At 53.1% G+C, this 15,880-nt stretch carries 14 protein-coding genes; 8 read left to right on the top strand and 6 right to left on the bottom strand.

All coding sequences use genetic code 11. From position 1 onward, the window contains the following. Positions 1–196 precede the first annotated feature (196 nt). Together mioC and asnC are read right to left on the bottom strand one after the other, a co-directional pair. Positions 197–640: an FMN-binding protein MioC gene (gene mioC, locus ACLD4K_RS13825; RefSeq protein WP_000763722.1), complete on the bottom strand. Its 444-nt coding sequence runs from the start codon at positions 638–640 to the stop codon at positions 197–199. An 89-nt stretch (positions 641–729) separates the two neighbouring features. Next, positions 730–1,188 (bottom strand): transcriptional regulator AsnC, encoded by a 459-nt coding sequence (gene asnC / locus ACLD4K_RS13820; protein WP_000433018.1) that lies wholly within the window; start codon positions 1,186–1,188, stop codon positions 730–732. Positions 1,189–1,338: 150 nt separating this feature from the next. Here asnC and asnA point away from each other — a divergent pair, with 150 nt between their 5' ends. Further along, on the top strand, positions 1,339–2,331 hold the full coding sequence (gene asnA, locus ACLD4K_RS13815; RefSeq protein ID WP_000845123.1) for an aspartate--ammonia ligase: 993 nt from the start codon (positions 1,339–1,341) through the stop codon (positions 2,329–2,331). A gap of 4 nt (positions 2,332–2,335) precedes the next feature. Here asnA and viaA read toward each other — a convergent pair whose 3' ends face one another. Together viaA and ravA are read right to left on the bottom strand one after the other, a co-directional pair. Next, on the bottom strand, positions 2,336–3,787 hold the full coding sequence (viaA, locus tag ACLD4K_RS13810; protein ID WP_411012023.1) for an ATPase RavA stimulator ViaA: 1,452 nt from the start codon (positions 3,785–3,787) through the stop codon (positions 2,336–2,338). After that, positions 3,781–5,277: an ATPase RavA gene (ravA, locus tag ACLD4K_RS13805; RefSeq protein WP_411012022.1), complete on the bottom strand. Its 1,497-nt coding sequence runs from the start codon at positions 5,275–5,277 to the stop codon at positions 3,781–3,783. Before ravA ends, viaA begins: the two co-directional genes overlap by 7 nt. A 347-nt stretch (positions 5,278–5,624) precedes the next feature. Between ravA and kup the strand changes: the two genes are divergently transcribed. The 7 genes from kup (at position 5,625) to rbsR (ending at position 13,592) form a co-directional block, all read left to right on the top strand. After that, positions 5,625–7,493 (top strand): low affinity potassium transporter Kup, encoded by a 1,869-nt coding sequence (gene kup, locus ACLD4K_RS13800; protein WP_000102338.1) that lies wholly within the window; start codon positions 5,625–5,627, stop codon positions 7,491–7,493. Positions 7,494–7,709: 216 nt separating this feature from the next. Next, positions 7,710–8,129: a D-ribose pyranase gene (rbsD, locus tag ACLD4K_RS13795; protein WP_000715944.1), complete on the top strand. Its 420-nt coding sequence runs from the start codon at positions 7,710–7,712 to the stop codon at positions 8,127–8,129. 7 nt (positions 8,130–8,136) lie between these two features. Continuing rightward, positions 8,137–9,642 carry a ribose ABC transporter ATP-binding protein RbsA gene (gene rbsA / locus ACLD4K_RS13790; protein ID WP_000339359.1) on the top strand — a complete coding sequence of 502 codons (1,506 nt, stop codon included), beginning with the start codon at positions 8,137–8,139 and terminating at the stop codon, positions 9,640–9,642. Positions 9,643–9,647: 5 nt separating this feature from the next. After that, positions 9,648–10,613 (top strand): ribose ABC transporter permease, encoded by a 966-nt coding sequence (gene rbsC / locus ACLD4K_RS13785; RefSeq protein ID WP_000211345.1) that lies wholly within the window; start codon positions 9,648–9,650, stop codon positions 10,611–10,613. Between the two features lie 24 nt (positions 10,614–10,637). After that, positions 10,638–11,528, top strand: coding sequence for a ribose ABC transporter substrate-binding protein RbsB (rbsB, locus tag ACLD4K_RS13780; RefSeq protein WP_001056260.1), 891 nt, complete (start codon positions 10,638–10,640; stop codon positions 11,526–11,528). 132 nt (positions 11,529–11,660) lie between these two features. Continuing rightward, positions 11,661–12,590 carry a ribokinase gene (gene rbsK, locus ACLD4K_RS13775; RefSeq protein ID WP_000844728.1) on the top strand — a complete coding sequence of 310 codons (930 nt, stop codon included), beginning with the start codon at positions 11,661–11,663 and terminating at the stop codon, positions 12,588–12,590. Positions 12,591–12,593: 3 nt separating this feature from the next. Continuing rightward, positions 12,594–13,592 carry a ribose operon transcriptional repressor RbsR gene (gene rbsR / locus ACLD4K_RS13770; protein ID WP_000224487.1) on the top strand — a complete coding sequence of 333 codons (999 nt, stop codon included), beginning with the start codon at positions 12,594–12,596 and terminating at the stop codon, positions 13,590–13,592. Here the strand turns inward: rbsR and mdtD are convergent. Continuing rightward, positions 13,558–14,985: a multidrug transporter subunit MdtD gene (gene mdtD / locus ACLD4K_RS13765; RefSeq protein WP_000202071.1), complete on the bottom strand. Its 1,428-nt coding sequence runs from the start codon at positions 14,983–14,985 to the stop codon at positions 13,558–13,560. The genes rbsR and mdtD overlap by 35 nt on opposite strands. 11 nt (positions 14,986–14,996) lie before the next feature. After that, the gene (locus tag ACLD4K_RS13760; RefSeq protein ID WP_001131144.1) at positions 14,997–15,701 is read right to left on the bottom strand and encodes a FadR/GntR family transcriptional regulator; all 705 of its coding nucleotides are present in this window, start codon (positions 15,699–15,701) and stop codon (positions 14,997–14,999) included. Positions 15,702–15,880 lie beyond the last annotated feature (179 nt).

The following is a 15,880-nucleotide window of genomic DNA, read 5'->3' as shown; positions in this document are numbered from 1 at the left end:
TCCTGTAATAAAGATCAATGCGTTGGAAAGGATCACTAGCTGTGAATGATCGGTGATCGTGGCCCGTATAAGCTGGGATCAAAACGGGTACTTATACACAACTCAAAAAGTGAACAACGGTTATTCTTTGGATAACTACCGGTTGATCCAAGCTTTCCACCAGATTTATCCACAATGGATCGCACGATCTTTACACTTATTTGAGTAAATTAATCCAGGATCCGAGCCAAATCTCCGCTGGATCTTCCGGAATCTCATGTTCAAGAATGTTGATCTTCAGTGTTTCCCCAACCTGTTTTGCGCCAGCGCCTTTCAGTTCCGCTTCTATTTTCTCAATCGCGCCGCAAAACGTGTCGTATTCTCGACTGCCAATGCCAATTGCGCCGAAACGTACCGCGGAAAGATCGGGTTTCTGCGTCTGAAGGTCTTCATAGAAAGGGGTCAGGTTGTCCGGAATGTCTCCGGCGCCGTGCGTTGAGCTGATTATCAGCCAGATCCCGGAAGTTGACAGATCCTCTAATAGCGGACCGTGCACCGTTTCGGTTGAAAAACCGGCAGCTTCCAGCTTTTCCGCCAGATGTTCCGCGACGTATTCGGCGCCGCCCAGGGTGCTGCCGCTGATAAGAGTAATGTCTGCCATTGATCGCTCGCTCAGGTAAAGAGGCTGCATTGTACTCTGTGAACGAGCTGGGATCTACCTGTGGAAAAATGTGGGATTAAAAAAGCCGATCATGGCTTGATGGTGCGCATGATCGGGTTCTGCAAGACGATCAGTGTCTCAGTGGACTGAATTTCATCAATTGTTTGGATCTTGTTGATAAGTACGTGCTGAAGCGCGTCGATTGATTTGCACATCACTTTTATAAAGATGCTGTAGTGACCGGTGGTGTAATACGCTTCCGTCACCTCATCCAGGCTTTCCAGCCGGGCCAGTGCGGAGGGATAGTCTTTGGCGCTTTTGAGGATGATGCCAATAAAGCAGCCCACATCGTAGCCCAGTTGTTTAGGGCTGACGTCAATCCGTGCGCCCGTAATGATCCCGGCCTGCTTCATTTTCTCGACGCGAACGTGAATGGTTCCAGGGCTAACGCCAAATTGTTTGGCCAGTTCGGCGTAGGCGGTGCGGGCATTTCCCATTAAGGCGTCAAGTATGCCGCGGTCCAGATTGTCGATCTGATAATTTTCCATCGCTTTTTCTTATGCAGATTAATGATTATTTCTATTTTAGCCATTATTTTTAACGAATCAAAATCGAAGTTAGCTTTTTATCTGTAGATTATTGAATAGTACTCTCGTTTTGTTGCTTAATCATAGGCAACAGGACGCAGGAGTAAAAAAATGAAAACCGCTTACATTGCCAAACAACGTCAAATTAGCTTCGTGAAATCACATTTCTCTCGCCAGCTGGAGGAGCGTCTGGGTCTGATTGAGGTCCAGGCGCCGATTCTGAGTCGCGTAGGGGATGGTACGCAGGATAATTTGTCCGGCTGTGAAAAAGCGGTGCAGGTAAAAGTGAAAGCGTTGCCTGACGCCCAGTTCGAAGTGGTGCATTCACTGGCGAAGTGGAAACGTCAAACCCTGGGGCAACATGACTTCAGCGCGGGCGAAGGGCTGTACACGCACATGAAAGCCCTTCGCCCCGATGAAGACCGACTCTCTCCGCTCCACTCGGTCTATGTGGATCAGTGGGACTGGGAGCGTGTCATGGGCGATGGCGAGCGCCAATTTTCCACCCTGAAAAGCACAGTAGAGGCTATATGGGCAGGAATTAAGGCGACGGAAGCGGAAGTGCATAAACAGTTTGGTCTGGCGCCGTTCCTGCCAGAGCAAATTCAGTTTGTTCACAGCCAGGAGCTGTTGTCTCGCTATCCGGATCTGGATGCGAAAGGGCGCGAACGCGCGATCGCCAAAGAACTTGGCGCCGTTTTCCTGGTGGGGATCGGCGGTAAACTGAGCGATGGCCACCGCCATGATGTACGCGCGCCGGATTATGATGACTGGAGCTCCGCATCTGAGCTGGGCTACGCCGGTCTGAACGGCGATATCCTGGTGTGGAACCCGGTGCTGGAAGATGCGTTTGAGCTTTCCTCTATGGGTATCCGCGTAGATGCCGATACGCTGATGCGCCAGCTGGCGTTGACCGGTGATGAAGATCGCCTGCAACTGGAGTGGCATCAGGCGCTGCTGCGCGGCGAAATGCCGCAGACCATCGGCGGCGGGATTGGGCAGTCGCGTCTGACGATGTTGCTGCTGCAATTGCCGCATATTGGTCAGGTACAGTGCGGCGTATGGCCCGCGCAGGTTCGCGAAAGCATTCCTGCTATTTTATAAGCCGTTAGCGCCGCCAGCGTCTCAGCAGGCGGCTTCGCATCCCGGTGTCAAAGCGCCAGATATGATCGAAAATGCGCATGATGCCGGGTTTGCCGTGCGCCGACATCGCCACCGCATGGAATCGATGCTGGTGAAGACGCTGCAACTCTTCCACTTTGCTCACCACGTCATCCGGCAAGCGCTGGGCGATAAAATCCGAAATGACCACCGCATCGGCATCAAACCATTCCCGTCCCTGCATTCTTTCAATAATGGCGCGAAAACAGCTGGCGATATCTGTGCCGCCGCGAAAACGCTGACTTAAAAAGCGGATGGCCTGCTCGATACCTTCCGGGCCGGAGAGTTCATAACGCACAACGTCAGTGGAAAACAGCATAATAAAGCAGCGGCGGTTATCCGCCAGCGCAACGCGCATCAACGCCAGGCAGAACGCTTTTGCGCACTGCTCGTTAAATCCTCCCATCGAGCCTGAAGTATCGACGCAGACAATAAACGGTCCGCGCGGCTGCTCGTCGACATCCTGGTGTACTACCGGCCGTTCGGTCACTTTCTCACGCCACGCTTCGCCATACAGGCGATAGGTGAGGAGCTGTTTTTCCACTAACCGGCGGTAGAATTCATATTCCAGCTCGGTGATGCCGAGCGTCGCCAGCTCTGGCGGCAACAGGCGCAGAATATCATCGCCTTGCTGAATACCGTCAACCTGCTCCGGCACCGTAGCGGGTTCGCGTACCAGTGTACGAAAGGTTTCCATCGGCGCGTCTTTTTTCGGTACCGATTTGGCTTCCCGCGAACGTCCCAGTTGTTCCGCCAGTTGCATTAGCTCCGGCTGGGCGGCGAGAAATTCGCCGTATTTTACGATCAGTTGATAATCACCACGTTTAAGCTGGCCCGCGCTCATATCCCACAGGCGGCCTGCGGCATTATCATTTTCCGCCAGCGTCGGTTCCAGTTGCCCGCTCAGCGTCATCCGTTCCTGAACGTCACTCAGCAACTGCTCGCGCTCTTCTTCCAGTAGTTGCTGGTTTAACGTGGTGGCCTGCACGACCAGACTTAACCGCCAGCGTTGCAAAAAAAGCGTGTGTAGCGCAGGGGTAAAGGTACTGTTGCTCTCCGTCAACTGCTTCGCCTGCGCGGCATACGGTGAATTCAGGCGGTGAAGCAACGCCAGTATTTGCGGCAGTTGCACGATGAACTGTGATGTAGAGAGAAGTTGGCTTTGTTGATAACACATGACCTCTTCCGTGAGTTCCGGCGGAACGCGTGCGTCTTTAAGACGGCTGCGTAGCGCTTCCCGCCAGCGCGGGAGATCGGCGGTCACGGCGTTTTTTAAACGCGGAAACTTTTCAAAGAAAATGACCAGCTGTGGGGAAGCCAGTAGCGCAAGGATCATCTCTTCGACCATTCCCTCTTCGCTGACGGCCAGCATGGCATTTAGCGTATCCAGCGTCAGCATTGTTGCGCCTGGCGGATCTGTTCTCCTACATCCTGCAGGCTGGCCTCAATGCGCCCTAACCAGTCGCTGTGAATAAACAGGCAATGTTGCTGCTCACTGAAGCGGGTATGCTGCTGGCGCCAGTCGTTTTCTAACGTTTCCAACTGCTGTTTGATCTCCGCAGGCATACTGTCTTCAGCCGCTCCCGGTAACGCCAGACGGGTACCTTGTAGACTGATGTCGCGCACCACCAGATGTTGAGTGTTATCGACTTCCATATTCAACGTTTGGGCAAAGCCGATCCCGTTCAGTTTGCCGCGGATCTCGCCGCCTTTGGTCAGCCAAAGTTCCAGCGCGCTGCGGTCAAAGGTAATATGGATTACTTCCATATCATGCAGTTTTAGCGGTTTTTGTAGCAATAACGTCAACGTTGACGCACTGGCTTCCGGCGGTAAAGTGTAATGCGGGCGACGGCTGAACATACCGCCTTCTTTAATGACGGTGAAGGCGGTTTTATCGCTTTGCTGTTGCTGCAACTGGAGGCGGCGCTGGACGATACCGCCGAGGCGAGTCAGCATGGCCTGCTGCTGCCAGGCGTGTCCGGTCATCAATATTTCCAGTTGCTGTTGCATGAGATTCAGACTCTGCGCGTCATACCACAAGCAATCTTTTAGCAGGATAAGGTCAATCGGCGCAACCGCGTCGCGTCCGCTAAAGAAGGCGCTGGCCTGTAACAGGCGGATGGCTTTCTTCCAGCGACGGTCGGAGACATAAGGCGCATTCGGCAAATTATCCAGCTGTTGGCGCAGAGTAAATACCAGCTCAAAGACCGGATCAGGGAGTGAAATCGCGCCGATATCTTTTTGCCACTGTTGATATTCTTCGTCGCTAACCTGTAACGAGGCGGGGACCGGGTTATCGCTCTCATCCTGCTGACTAACCAGCATGGAGCGGAAATTGGCTTTATCCTGAACTTTATCCAGCCACAGGCGAATCAACATTCGGTCGTACAAGGCTTCCAGGCTGCTGTCCGCTTCGGGCAGTTCGTTAGAGGCCGCCACCAGCAGCCGCATCGGAATTTTTTCCTCAAACGCGCCGTTGCGGAAATGGCGTTCGTTAATGGCGGTCAGCAATGTGTTCAGGATAGCGGGCCCGGCTTTCCAGATTTCATCCAGAAAAACAATTTCGGCCTCCGGAAGATAACCGGCGGTCAAACGCTCGTAACGTCCTTCATCTTTCAGCGCCTGAATAGAGAGCGGGCCAAAAACCTCTTCCGGCGTGGAAAAGCGTGTCATCAGATATTCAAACGCGCGGGCGCGCTGGAAAGCAAACTTCAGGCGGCGGGCAATCAGACTCTTGGCGATACCGGGCGGGCCCAACAAAAAGACGCTCTCACCGCTTAACGCCGCCAGTAGGCAAAGGCGTATGGCGTGACTACGTTCATACAGCCCCTTCTCAAGGGCGCTGCTCAGACGGGAAATTCTTTCCGCTAATAAATGTGGGTGAGCCATAATAAAGAGGCGTCCTTTCGACAAATGGATCGTGCTAATTGCGAGTATAGACGTTTCACCACCGGGGCTGTAATCGTCTGACGCGCTGTTTATTTTTCTTTGAGCCAGGTTAATCTGGCTTCATTTAGGGGTACGATTTTATGATTAATCGTGCATACTGTGCGCTTTTTTGTGGGCCAAGGGACTAAGCACACATTTCATATCTATACACTCATTCATTCAAACTACATCAAGGCGGCAAAGGAGTGAATCCCCTGGCACTGACTTAAACGTGTGACTGGGGTAAGCGAATGCAGCCGACAAGGAGGTAGCGTGAAGGGTGACGTGTATAAACGAAAGATGAGTCTATGAGCACTGATAATAAGCAATCGTTGCCTGCGATAACCCTCGCAGCTATTGGGGTTGTCTACGGTGATATTGGTACCAGCCCGCTTTATACGCTTCGTGAATGTTTGTCCGGTCAGTTTGGTTTTGGCGTTGAACGAGATGCCGTGTTTGGTTTTCTGTCGCTGATCTTCTGGCTACTCATCTTTGTGGTTTCCATCAAATATCTCACCTTCGTGATGCGCGCCGATAACGCGGGTGAAGGTGGAATTTTGACGCTGATGTCGCTTGCCGGGCGTAATACCTCGGCGCGCACCACATCCATGTTAGTTATCATGGGACTGATAGGCGGCAGCTTTTTCTATGGCGAAGTGGTGATTACGCCGGCGATTTCGGTGATGTCGGCGATTGAAGGCCTGGAGATTGTCGCGCCGCAGCTGGATACCTGGATTGTCCCGCTCTCCATTATTGTGCTGACTCTGTTGTTTATGATTCAGAAGCACGGTACGGGAATGGTAGGGAAACTCTTTGCGCCGATCATGCTGACCTGGTTTTTAATCCTGGCGGTACTTGGCCTGCGCAGTATTATCGCCAATCCCGAAGTGTTACATGCGCTGAATCCTGTCTGGGCGGTACGTTTTTTCCTTGAATATAAAACCGTATCATTTATTGCGTTGGGCGCGGTGGTGCTGTCGATTACCGGCGTAGAGGCGTTGTACGCCGATATGGGACACTTCGGTAAGTTCCCGATTCGCCTGGCGTGGTTTACCGTGGTATTGCCGTCGTTAGTACTGAACTACTTTGGTCAGGGCGCATTGCTACTAAAGCATCCGGAAGCGATTAAAAACCCCTTCTTCCTGTTGGCGCCGGACTGGGCGTTAATTCCGCTGCTTATTCTGGCCGCGCTGGCGACGGTGATCGCCTCCCAGGCGGTAATTTCCGGCGTCTTTTCGCTGACGCGTCAGGCTGTGCGTCTTGGCTATTTGTCGCCAATGCGCATTATCCATACCTCCGAGATGGAGTCCGGTCAGATCTATATCCCTTTCGTTAACTGGCTGCTTTATTTCGCGGTCGTGGTTGTTATTGTTAGCTTTGAGCACTCCAGCAACCTGGCGGCGGCCTATGGTATCGCCGTGACCGGCACGATGGTGCTGACGTCTATTCTTTCTACGACCGTGGCGCGTAAGAACTGGCACTGGAACAAATATTTTGTCGCGCTGATCCTCATCGCATTCCTGTGCGTGGATATCCCGCTGTTCTCGGCCAACCTCGACAAATTGTTGTCCGGTGGTTGGCTGCCGCTGAGCCTGGGCCTGATCATGTTCACGATCATGACCACCTGGAAGAGCGAGCGTTTCCGTCTGTTGCGTCGTATGCATGAACACGGTAATTCGTTGGAAGCGATGATTGCTTCACTGGAGAAGTCACCGCCGGTTCGGGTACCGGGTACTGCCGTATACATGTCGCGCGCGCTCAGTGTGATCCCTTTTGCTTTATTGCATAACCTGAAGCACAACAAAGTGTTGCATGAGCGCGTAATCTTACTGACGTTGCGTACGGAAGATGCGCCTTATGTGCATAACGTTCGCCGGGTGCAGATTGAGCAGTTGTCTCCGACATTCTGGCGCGTGGTGGCCAGCTACGGCTGGCGCGAAACGCCAAACGTTGAAGAGGTGTTCCACCGCTGCGGTCTGGAAGGGCTTAGCTGTCGGATGATGGAAACGTCGTTCTTTATGTCGCACGAGTCGTTGATTGTCGGCAAACGCCCGTGGTATTTGCGTCTGCGCGGCAAGCTGTATTTGTTGTTGCAACGCAACGCCCTGCGCGCGCCGGATCAGTTCGAGATCCCGCCTAACCGTGTGATTGAGTTAGGTACGCAGGTCGAGATTTAACCTCCCATCACCATGCCGGGGGCCGCGTTGGCTTGCCCGGCCTGGCCAATCCGTAGATTCCCACACGATAATCGCCATCGGGTGATTATCTTCACCTGATTTCCGCTAGCGAAACGTTTCGACGGCGATCACAATTCTGTTACGTTATGATGGTTTTATGAACACATCCAGGGTTACACTGCGGCCAGCGAAACGTTTCGCTAGTGGAGCAGAAAAATGAAGAAAGGCACCGTACTCAACTCTGAAATCTCGTCGGTCATTTCCCGTCTGGGGCATACTGATACTCTGGTGGTCTGTGATGCGGGTTTACCCATCCCGAATAGCACTGCGCGTATCGATATGGCACTAACCCAGGGCGTACCTTCTTTTATGCAGGTGGTGGATGTCGTGACCCGGGAAATGCAGGTTGAGGCGGCGATTCTTGCAACGGAAATCAAACAACAGAATCCGCAGCTCCACGAAACGTTGCTCACTCACCTTGAGCAACTGCAGCAACACCAGGGAAACACCATAAAAATTAGTTATACGACACACGAACAATTCAAAAAATTGACTGCAGACAGTCAGGCAGTGATTCGCAGCGGGGAGTGTTCCCCGTATGCGAACGTCATTCTTTGCGCTGGCGTCACTTTCTGAGGCCGCTATGGACGCATTACTGCAACTCAAAGGGATCGATAAAGCGTTCCCCGGCGTGAAGGCTCTCTCCGGCGCCGCGTTAAACGTTTATCCTGGCCGCGTTATGGCGCTGGTGGGGGAAAACGGCGCCGGAAAATCCACCATGATGAAAGTATTAACCGGCATCTATACGCGAGATGCGGGATCGTTGTTATGGCTGGGTAAAGAGACCACCTTTAATGGGCCTAAATCGTCTCAGGAAGCCGGGATCGGCATTATTCATCAGGAACTGAACCTGATCCCGCAGTTGACCATTGCGGAAAACATCTTCCTGGGCCGTGAGTTTGTGAATCGCTTTGGCAAAATCGACTGGAAAAAGATGTATGCCGAAGCCGACCACCTCTTAGCCAAACTCAATCTGCGCTTTAAGAGCGATAAGCTGGTGGGCGAACTCTCTATCGGCGATCAGCAAATGGTGGAAATCGCCAAAGTGCTGAGCTTCGAATCCAAAGTCATCATTATGGATGAACCGACCGATGCGCTGACCGACACTGAAACCGACTCTCTGTTCCGCGTTATCCGCGAATTAAAATCGCAGGGGCGCGGCATTGTCTATATCTCTCACCGTATGAAAGAGATTTTCGAAATTTGCGATGACGTGACGGTCTTCCGCGATGGGCAATTTATCGCCGAGCGTGAAGTGGCCACGTTGACCGAAGATTCTCTTATCGAAATGATGGTGGGACGTAAGCTGGAAGATCAGTACCCGCATCTGGATAACGCGCCGGGTGAGATTCGCCTGAAGGTCGATAATCTGTGCGGACCGGGCGTGAATGATGTCTCTTTTGTGCTGCGAAAAGGCGAGATTCTTGGCATCTCCGGCCTGATGGGCGCCGGTCGCACCGAGTTGATGAAAGTATTGTACGGCGCGATGCCGCGAACCAGCGGTTACGTGACGCTTGATGGACACGAAGTGGTGACGCGTTCTCCGCAGGACGGGTTGGCCAATGGCATCGTTTATATCTCTGAAGACCGTAAGCGCGATGGACTGGTGCTCGGCATGTCAGTTAAAGAGAATATGTCGCTGACGGCGCTGGACTATTTCAGCCGCGCTGGCGGAAGCCTGAAACACAAAGATGAGCAGCAGGCGGTGGGGGATTTTATCCGTCTGTTCAACGTCAAGACACCGTCAATGGAACAGGCGATAGGCCTGCTTTCTGGCGGTAATCAGCAAAAAGTGGCGATTGCCCGCGGGTTGATGACGCGCCCGAAAGTGCTCATTCTCGACGAGCCGACCCGCGGCGTGGACGTCGGCGCCAAGAAAGAGATTTACCAGCTTATCAACCAGTTTAAGGCCGACGGCCTGAGCATCATTCTGGTCTCATCTGAGATGCCAGAAGTATTAGGCATGAGCGATCGCATCATCGTCATGCATGAAGGGCATCTCAGCGGTGAATTTACTCGCGAGCAGGCCACCCAGGAAGTGTTAATGGCTGCCGCAGTGGGCAAGCTTAATCGCGTGAATCAGGAGTAAAAAAGATGACAACCCAGGCTGTTTCTGGTCGCCGTTATTTCACTAAAGCGTGGCTTCTTGAGCAGAAGTCGCTCATTGCCCTGCTGGTGTTGATCGCGATTGTTTCGACGTTGAGCCCCAACTTTTTTACCGTTAATAATCTGTTCAATATTCTTCAACAGACCTCCGTCAACGCCATTATGGCGGTAGGGATGACGTTGGTGATTCTGACATCGGGGATCGATCTGTCCGTCGGTTCCCTGCTGGCGCTCACCGGCGCGGTTGCCGCTTCAATCGTCGGCGTTGAAGTGAATGCGCTGGTCGCGGTTGCCGCCGCGCTGGCGCTGGGCGCTGCGATTGGCGCCGTTACTGGCGTTATCGTCGCGAAAGGCCGCGTACAGGCGTTTATCGCTACGCTGGTGATGATGCTGCTACTGCGCGGCGTGACGATGGTTTACACCGACGGTAGCCCGGTCAACACCGGCTTTACCGATAACGCCGATCTGTTTGGCTGGTTCGGTATCGGCCGTCCGCTGGGCGTTCCTACGCCGGTCTGGATCATGGCCATCGTCTTTATCGCCGCCTGGTATATGCTGCATCACACCCGTCTGGGACGCTATATCTACGCGCTGGGCGGTAACGAAGCGGCGACGCGCCTGTCTGGCATTAGCGTGAGCAAAGTGAAAATTATCGTCTATTCACTTTGCGGCCTGACAGCGTCGCTGGCGGGCATCATTGAAGTGGCGCGCCTCTCTTCCGCGCAGCCGACGGCGGGTACCGGCTATGAGCTGGATGCTATTGCCGCCGTGGTGCTGGGCGGCACCAGCCTTGCAGGCGGTAAAGGGCGCATTGTTGGGACATTGATCGGCGCATTGATTCTCGGCTTCCTTAATAATGGTTTGAATTTGTTAGGTGTTTCCTCCTATTACCAGATGATCGTCAAAGCGGTGGTGATTTTGCTGGCGGTACTGGTAGACAACAAAAAGCAGTAACAACGACTACAGGACATCTGAAATATGAACATGAAAAAACTGGCTACCCTGGTATCTGCTGTTGCGCTGAGCGCCACCGTGAGCGCGAATGCAATGGCGAAAGACACCATTGCGCTGGTGATCTCTACCCTCAATAATCCCTTCTTCGTGTCGTTAAAAGACGGGGCGCAAAAAGAGGCGGATAAACTGGGTTATAACCTGGTGGTGCTGGACTCCCAGAACAACCCTGCCAAAGAGCTGGCGAACGTGCAGGATTTAACCGTTCGCGGGACCAAAATTCTGCTGATCAACCCGACTGATTCCGATGCGGTGGGTAACGCGGTGAAGATGGCGAACCAGGCGAAGATTCCGGTTATCACGCTTGACCGCCAGGCAACCAAAGGCGATGTCGTCAGCCATATCGCGTCTGATAACGTGCTGGGCGGTAAGATCGCTGGCGACTATATCGCGAAAAAAGCTGGCGAAGGCGCCAAAGTGATTGAGTTGCAAGGCATTGCCGGAACATCTGCGGCGCGTGAGCGTGGCGAAGGTTTCCAGCAGGCGGTAGCCGCCCACAAATTTAATGTCCTGGCCAGCCAGCCTGCCGATTTCGACCGTACTAAGGGTCTGAACGTCATGCAGAACCTGCTGACCGCGCATCCGGATGTTCAGGCTGTCTTCGCCCAGAACGATGAAATGGCGCTGGGCGCACTGCGCGCGCTGCAAACTGCCGGTAAAGCAGATGTGATGGTGGTTGGATTTGACGGTACGCCGGATGGCGAAAAGGCCGTAAAAGATGGCAAACTGGCAGCGACTATCGCTCAGTTACCGGATCAAATCGGCGCCAAAGGCGTTGAAGTGGCGGATAAGGTGCTGAAAGGCGAAAAAGTTCAGGCCAAATATCCGGTTGACCTGAAACTGGTCATCAAGCAGTAATAAACGACACGGGTCAACTATGGCCTGATGGCGACAGAAATACGCGAGCCTCCGCTGAGGTGAACGTAAAAAAAGAAAAGCAGGGCACGCGCCACCCTAACCGGTGGCGCACTTTGACGTGGAACCCCGAATATGAAAACCGCAGGTAATCTCATCGTCCTTGGCAGCATTAATGCCGATCATATCCTTAATCTTGAGTCCTTCCCTACCCCGGGTGAAACGGTAACCGGTAGCCATTATCAGGTCGCGTTTGGCGGGAAAGGCGCGAATCAGGCGGTTGCTGCGGGACGTAGCGGGGCAAATATTGCGTTTATCGCCTGCACGGGCGATGACGATATTGGCGACAGTATTCGTAAACAATTAGTCAGCGATCGTATTGATATCGCGCCAGTTAGCGTCATTAAAGGCGAGTCTACCGGGGTGGCGCTGATTTTCGTTAATGGCGAAGGCGAGAACGTCATCGGTATTCATGCCGGAGCGAATGCCGCGTTATCGCCGGCGTTGGTTGATGCGCAACGTGAACGTATCGCGCAGGCGGATGCGTTACTGATGCAGCTGGAATCGCCGCTGGAAAGCGTACTGGCGGCGGCGAAAATCGCCCATCAACATCATACTACTGTTGCGCTGAACCCGGCGCCTGCCCGTGAGCTACCGGATGAGCTGCTGGCGCTGGTGGACATCATCACGCCAAATGAAACGGAAGCTGAAAAGCTGACGGGCGTGCGTGTGGAAAATGACGACGATGCCGCGAAAGCTGCGCAGGTTTTGCATGATAAAGGCATTCGAACCGTATTAATTACCTTAGGAAGCCGTGGCGTCTGGGCCAGCGTAGACGGCGAGGGCCGCCGCGTTCCTGGGTTTAGCGTTGAGGCTGTCGATACCATTGCCGCCGGAGACACGTTTAACGGCGCCTTTATCACCGCGATACTGGAGGAGACGCCGTTGCCGGAAGCGATTCGCTTTGCCCATGCCGCCGCCGCGATTGCCGTAACGCGTAAAGGCGCGCAACCGTCCGTTCCGTGGCGCGAAGAGATAGAAGCGTTTTTACATCAGCAGGGGTAACGCTTGGCTACTATGAAAGATGTTGCCCGCCTGGCGGGAGTCTCTACATCGACGGTCTCTCACGTTATTAACAAAGATCGCTTTGTGAGTGAGACGATAACCGAAAAAGTTGAAGCGGCGATTAAATCACTTAACTATGCGCCTTCCGCGCTGGCGCGAAGCCTCAAGTTAAACCAGACCCGCACGATTGGTATGCTAATTACCGCCAGTACCAACCCTTTTTATTCCGAACTGGTGCGCGGCGTTGAGCGAAGCTGTTTTGAGCGCGGTTATAGTCTGGTGCTGTGCAATACCGAAGGCGACGAGCAACGGATGAACCGTAACCTGGAGACGCTGATGCAAAAACGGGTAGACGGTTTACTGCTGCTGTGTACCGAAACGCATCAGCCTTCTCGTGAAATCATGGAGCGTTATCCGTCTATTCCTACCGTCATGATGGACTGGTCGCCGTTTGATGGTGAGGGCGATAGCGATCTCATTCAGGATAATTCGTTGTTAGGCGGCGATCTTGCGACCCAACACCTTATCGATAAAGGATTTACCCGAATAGCCTGTATTACCGGCCCGCTGGACAAAACGCCAGCGCGTTTGCGGCTGGAAGGGTATCGGGCGGCGATGAAACGCGCAGGGCTGGCTATTCCGCAAGGCTATGAGATCACCGGCGATTTTGAATTTGGCGGCGGCTTTGACGCCATGCAGGCGTTACTCGCCCATCAACAGCGACCGCAAGCGGTTTTTACCGGAAACGATGCGATGGCTGTCGGCGCCTATCAGGCGCTATATCAGGCGGGGCTTCGTATTCCGCAGGATATGGCAGTCATTGGCTATGATGATATTGAGCTGGCGCGCTATATGACGCCGCCGCTGACGACTATCCATCAGCCGAAAGATGAATTGGGCGAGCTGGCTATTGATGTGTTGATTCATCGGATGGCGCAGCCCGCCTTGCAACAACAGCGACTTCAGCTTACTCCGGTTTTGACGGTGCGTGGGTCGGTTTAGATTTATGCCGTTCTTTAATCAGATTGTTGCCATCTTTGGCTCTTAGCAGCATAAACATCAGCGCGGACACGATAGTGATCGCCCCCATCGTGATAAAGGTATAGTGGAACTGTTCTACGGTACTGGTGCCCGCAAAACCTTCATAAATACGTAACACCGCCGCGCTGATCGCCACGCCTAAACTGATAGACAATTGCTGCGTAACTGCCAGAACGCTGTTGCCGCTGCTGGCGTTATCGTCCGTCAGATCCGCAAGAGTAATCGTATTCATTGCCGTAAATTGAGTGGACATCGCCATTCCAAGAATGAATAGCGGCAGCACGAGCATCCAGATCGGCATGGCGGGAGATTGAAACGAAAACTGGGCAATCATCAGACCGATAAATACCGTAATGCCGACCAGAGTCTTCCGGTATCCCAAACGTCGCAAAACCTGCGTTACGGTCGATTTCGCGATAATAGAACCCAAAGCCGTCGGTGCCATCATGCAGCCAGCGATCAGAGCCGGGTAGCCAAAACCAACCTGTAGCATTAACGGCATCAAAAAAGGTACGCAGCCAGTCCCCAGACGCGTGGCGAGGTTGCCGGCAATACCGACGGAAAATGTGCGTGTCTTAAACAGCGATAGTGATATTAACGGTGTCGGATGACGGCGGGCGTGGCGGATATAGGCCAATAGTAGAACGATACTGCAAAAAATAATGGCGGATGCGATCCATGTCGCCACAATCTTTTCGCCAAACAGTTCCATTCCGCTGGAAAATAAAACCAGACTTAACCCAAAAAGAAAGAAGCCGGTCATGTCAAACTTGCGACGCGGCGTGGTGAAGTTGGGCATATATTTGCGGGCATACAGAATGCCTGCAACACCAATGGGAATATTAATCAGGAAGATCCAGTGCCAGCTTGCCCAGGTCACCAGTACGCCGCCTAATACCGGCCCCAGAATCGGACCTACCAGCCCCGGCATAGTGACAAAGTTAAGAACGGGCAGCAGCTCACTACGCGGATAGGCTCGCAATAACGCCAGCCGCGCCACTGGCATCATCATCGCTCCGCCGACGCCTTGTACGACGCGAAAAATAACCAATTCAGATAGTGAACTGGAGAGCGCGCAGGCCAGCGAGCCTAACGTAAACAGACTTACGGCAACCATAAAGACGCGACGCGTACCGAAGCGGTCAGCCAGCCAGCCGCTTACCGGAATTAACATAGCTACTGTCAGGGTATAACTGATAATAGCGGACTGCATGGCGAGTGGGGAACGGTTAAGACTATGCGCAATAGCCGGTAAAGCGGTATTCAAAATGGTGGCGTCTAGCGCCTGCATAAAGAAGGCCATCGCCGCGATCCACGGCAGGCCAGCCATACTGCGCGCTTTTTTGCTGGTCATTCAATATCCTGTTAATTATCTGGTCTCTCATTGGGCGCTATTAACAACGCCTGGCAGGCCTGGAAAGCGCGTTCGCCGTCGCCATCAGCGATGGCATCAACAATGGCCTGGTGCAAATCCAGCTTTACCACCTCGTTATAGGTGATTGAGGTAAAGTAAGTGTGATAAACCGAATGAAATAGCGTAGCAAAAGAGATTAGAAAGGGATTGGCGCTCATTTCGTAGATATGCTCGTGCCACGCCATATCCACTTCAATCCAGCGTTCACGCTTAAAATGCTTTTTCAGCGCGACCATCTCTTCCATTAAGGCATTAAGCCGCGCTTTCTGCTCCGGTGTGCCAAGAGTCGCCGCCAGCAGGCAGGCTTGCGGCTCCAGGCTAATACGCATCACCAGAAAATGATCCACCACCTGATGAAAATTTTCTTCAGTCATCCACCAGGTCAGCAGCTCTTGATCCAGAAAGTTCCAGTTTCCCTGCGGCATCACCCGCGTACCAATGCGCGGACGGGGTAGCACCATACCTTTAGCCGTCAACGTTTTCACCGCTTCGCGAACTGCCGTTCGACTTACGCCGTACTGCTCGCCCAGTTCTATTTCGCCGGGAAGAATCGTACCAGGGGCGTAGTCACCCTTTAATATCCGCTGCGCCAGCTTTTCAGCCAGAACATAGGATAGATTTTTCTGTGCGGCTAATTGTTGTGCGCTTAAAGGCATGAATGTTCTTCCTTTCTCTTTCGTTTGGTTATTAGTATGCCACCTGGAAGTGTGATTGCAGTTGCAATAACGGCAATTTGCTTATTTTATGGCACGTTAATCCCGCCATTGATGAAAAAAGAGACACTCAGAAAATTATTTTAAATTTCCTCTTGTCAGGCAGAAATAACTCCCTATAA

Source organism: Salmonella sp. 741265055_HSA (assembly GCF_046569525.1).
Lineage (GTDB): Bacteria > Pseudomonadota > Gammaproteobacteria > Enterobacterales > Enterobacteriaceae > Salmonella > Salmonella enterica.
The sequence above is the reverse complement of the archived record's forward strand: the minus strand, read 5'-3'. Positions and strand labels throughout refer to the sequence as shown.

What these genes read in the sequence shown, in the direction of transcription:
- mioC (WP_000763722.1), bottom strand. Translation starts at nt 640, where the DNA reads ATGGCAGACATTACTCTTATCAGCGGCAGCACCCTGGGCGGCGCCGAA.
- asnC (WP_000433018.1), bottom strand. Translation starts at nt 1,188, where the DNA reads ATGGAAAATTATCAGATCGACAATCTGGACCGCGGCATACTTGACGCC.
- asnA (WP_000845123.1), top strand. Translation starts at nt 1,339, where the DNA reads ATGAAAACCGCTTACATTGCCAAACAACGTCAAATTAGCTTCGTGAAA.
- viaA (WP_411012023.1), bottom strand. Translation starts at nt 3,787, where the DNA reads ATGCTGACGCTGGATACGCTAAATGCCATGCTGGCCGTCAGCGAAGAG.
- ravA (WP_411012022.1), bottom strand. Translation starts at nt 5,277, where the DNA reads ATGGCTCACCCACATTTATTAGCGGAAAGAATTTCCCGTCTGAGCAGC.
- kup (WP_000102338.1), top strand. Translation starts at nt 5,625, where the DNA reads ATGAGCACTGATAATAAGCAATCGTTGCCTGCGATAACCCTCGCAGCT.
- rbsD (WP_000715944.1), top strand. Translation starts at nt 7,710, where the DNA reads ATGAAGAAAGGCACCGTACTCAACTCTGAAATCTCGTCGGTCATTTCC.
- rbsA (WP_000339359.1), top strand. Translation starts at nt 8,137, where the DNA reads ATGGACGCATTACTGCAACTCAAAGGGATCGATAAAGCGTTCCCCGGC.
- rbsC (WP_000211345.1), top strand. Translation starts at nt 9,648, where the DNA reads ATGACAACCCAGGCTGTTTCTGGTCGCCGTTATTTCACTAAAGCGTGG.
- rbsB (WP_001056260.1), top strand. Translation starts at nt 10,638, where the DNA reads ATGAACATGAAAAAACTGGCTACCCTGGTATCTGCTGTTGCGCTGAGC.
- rbsK (WP_000844728.1), top strand. Translation starts at nt 11,661, where the DNA reads ATGAAAACCGCAGGTAATCTCATCGTCCTTGGCAGCATTAATGCCGAT.
- mdtD (WP_000202071.1), bottom strand. Translation starts at nt 14,985, where the DNA reads ATGACCAGCAAAAAAGCGCGCAGTATGGCTGGCCTGCCGTGGATCGCG.
- ACLD4K_RS13760 (WP_001131144.1), bottom strand. Translation starts at nt 15,701, where the DNA reads ATGCCTTTAAGCGCACAACAATTAGCCGCACAGAAAAATCTATCCTAT.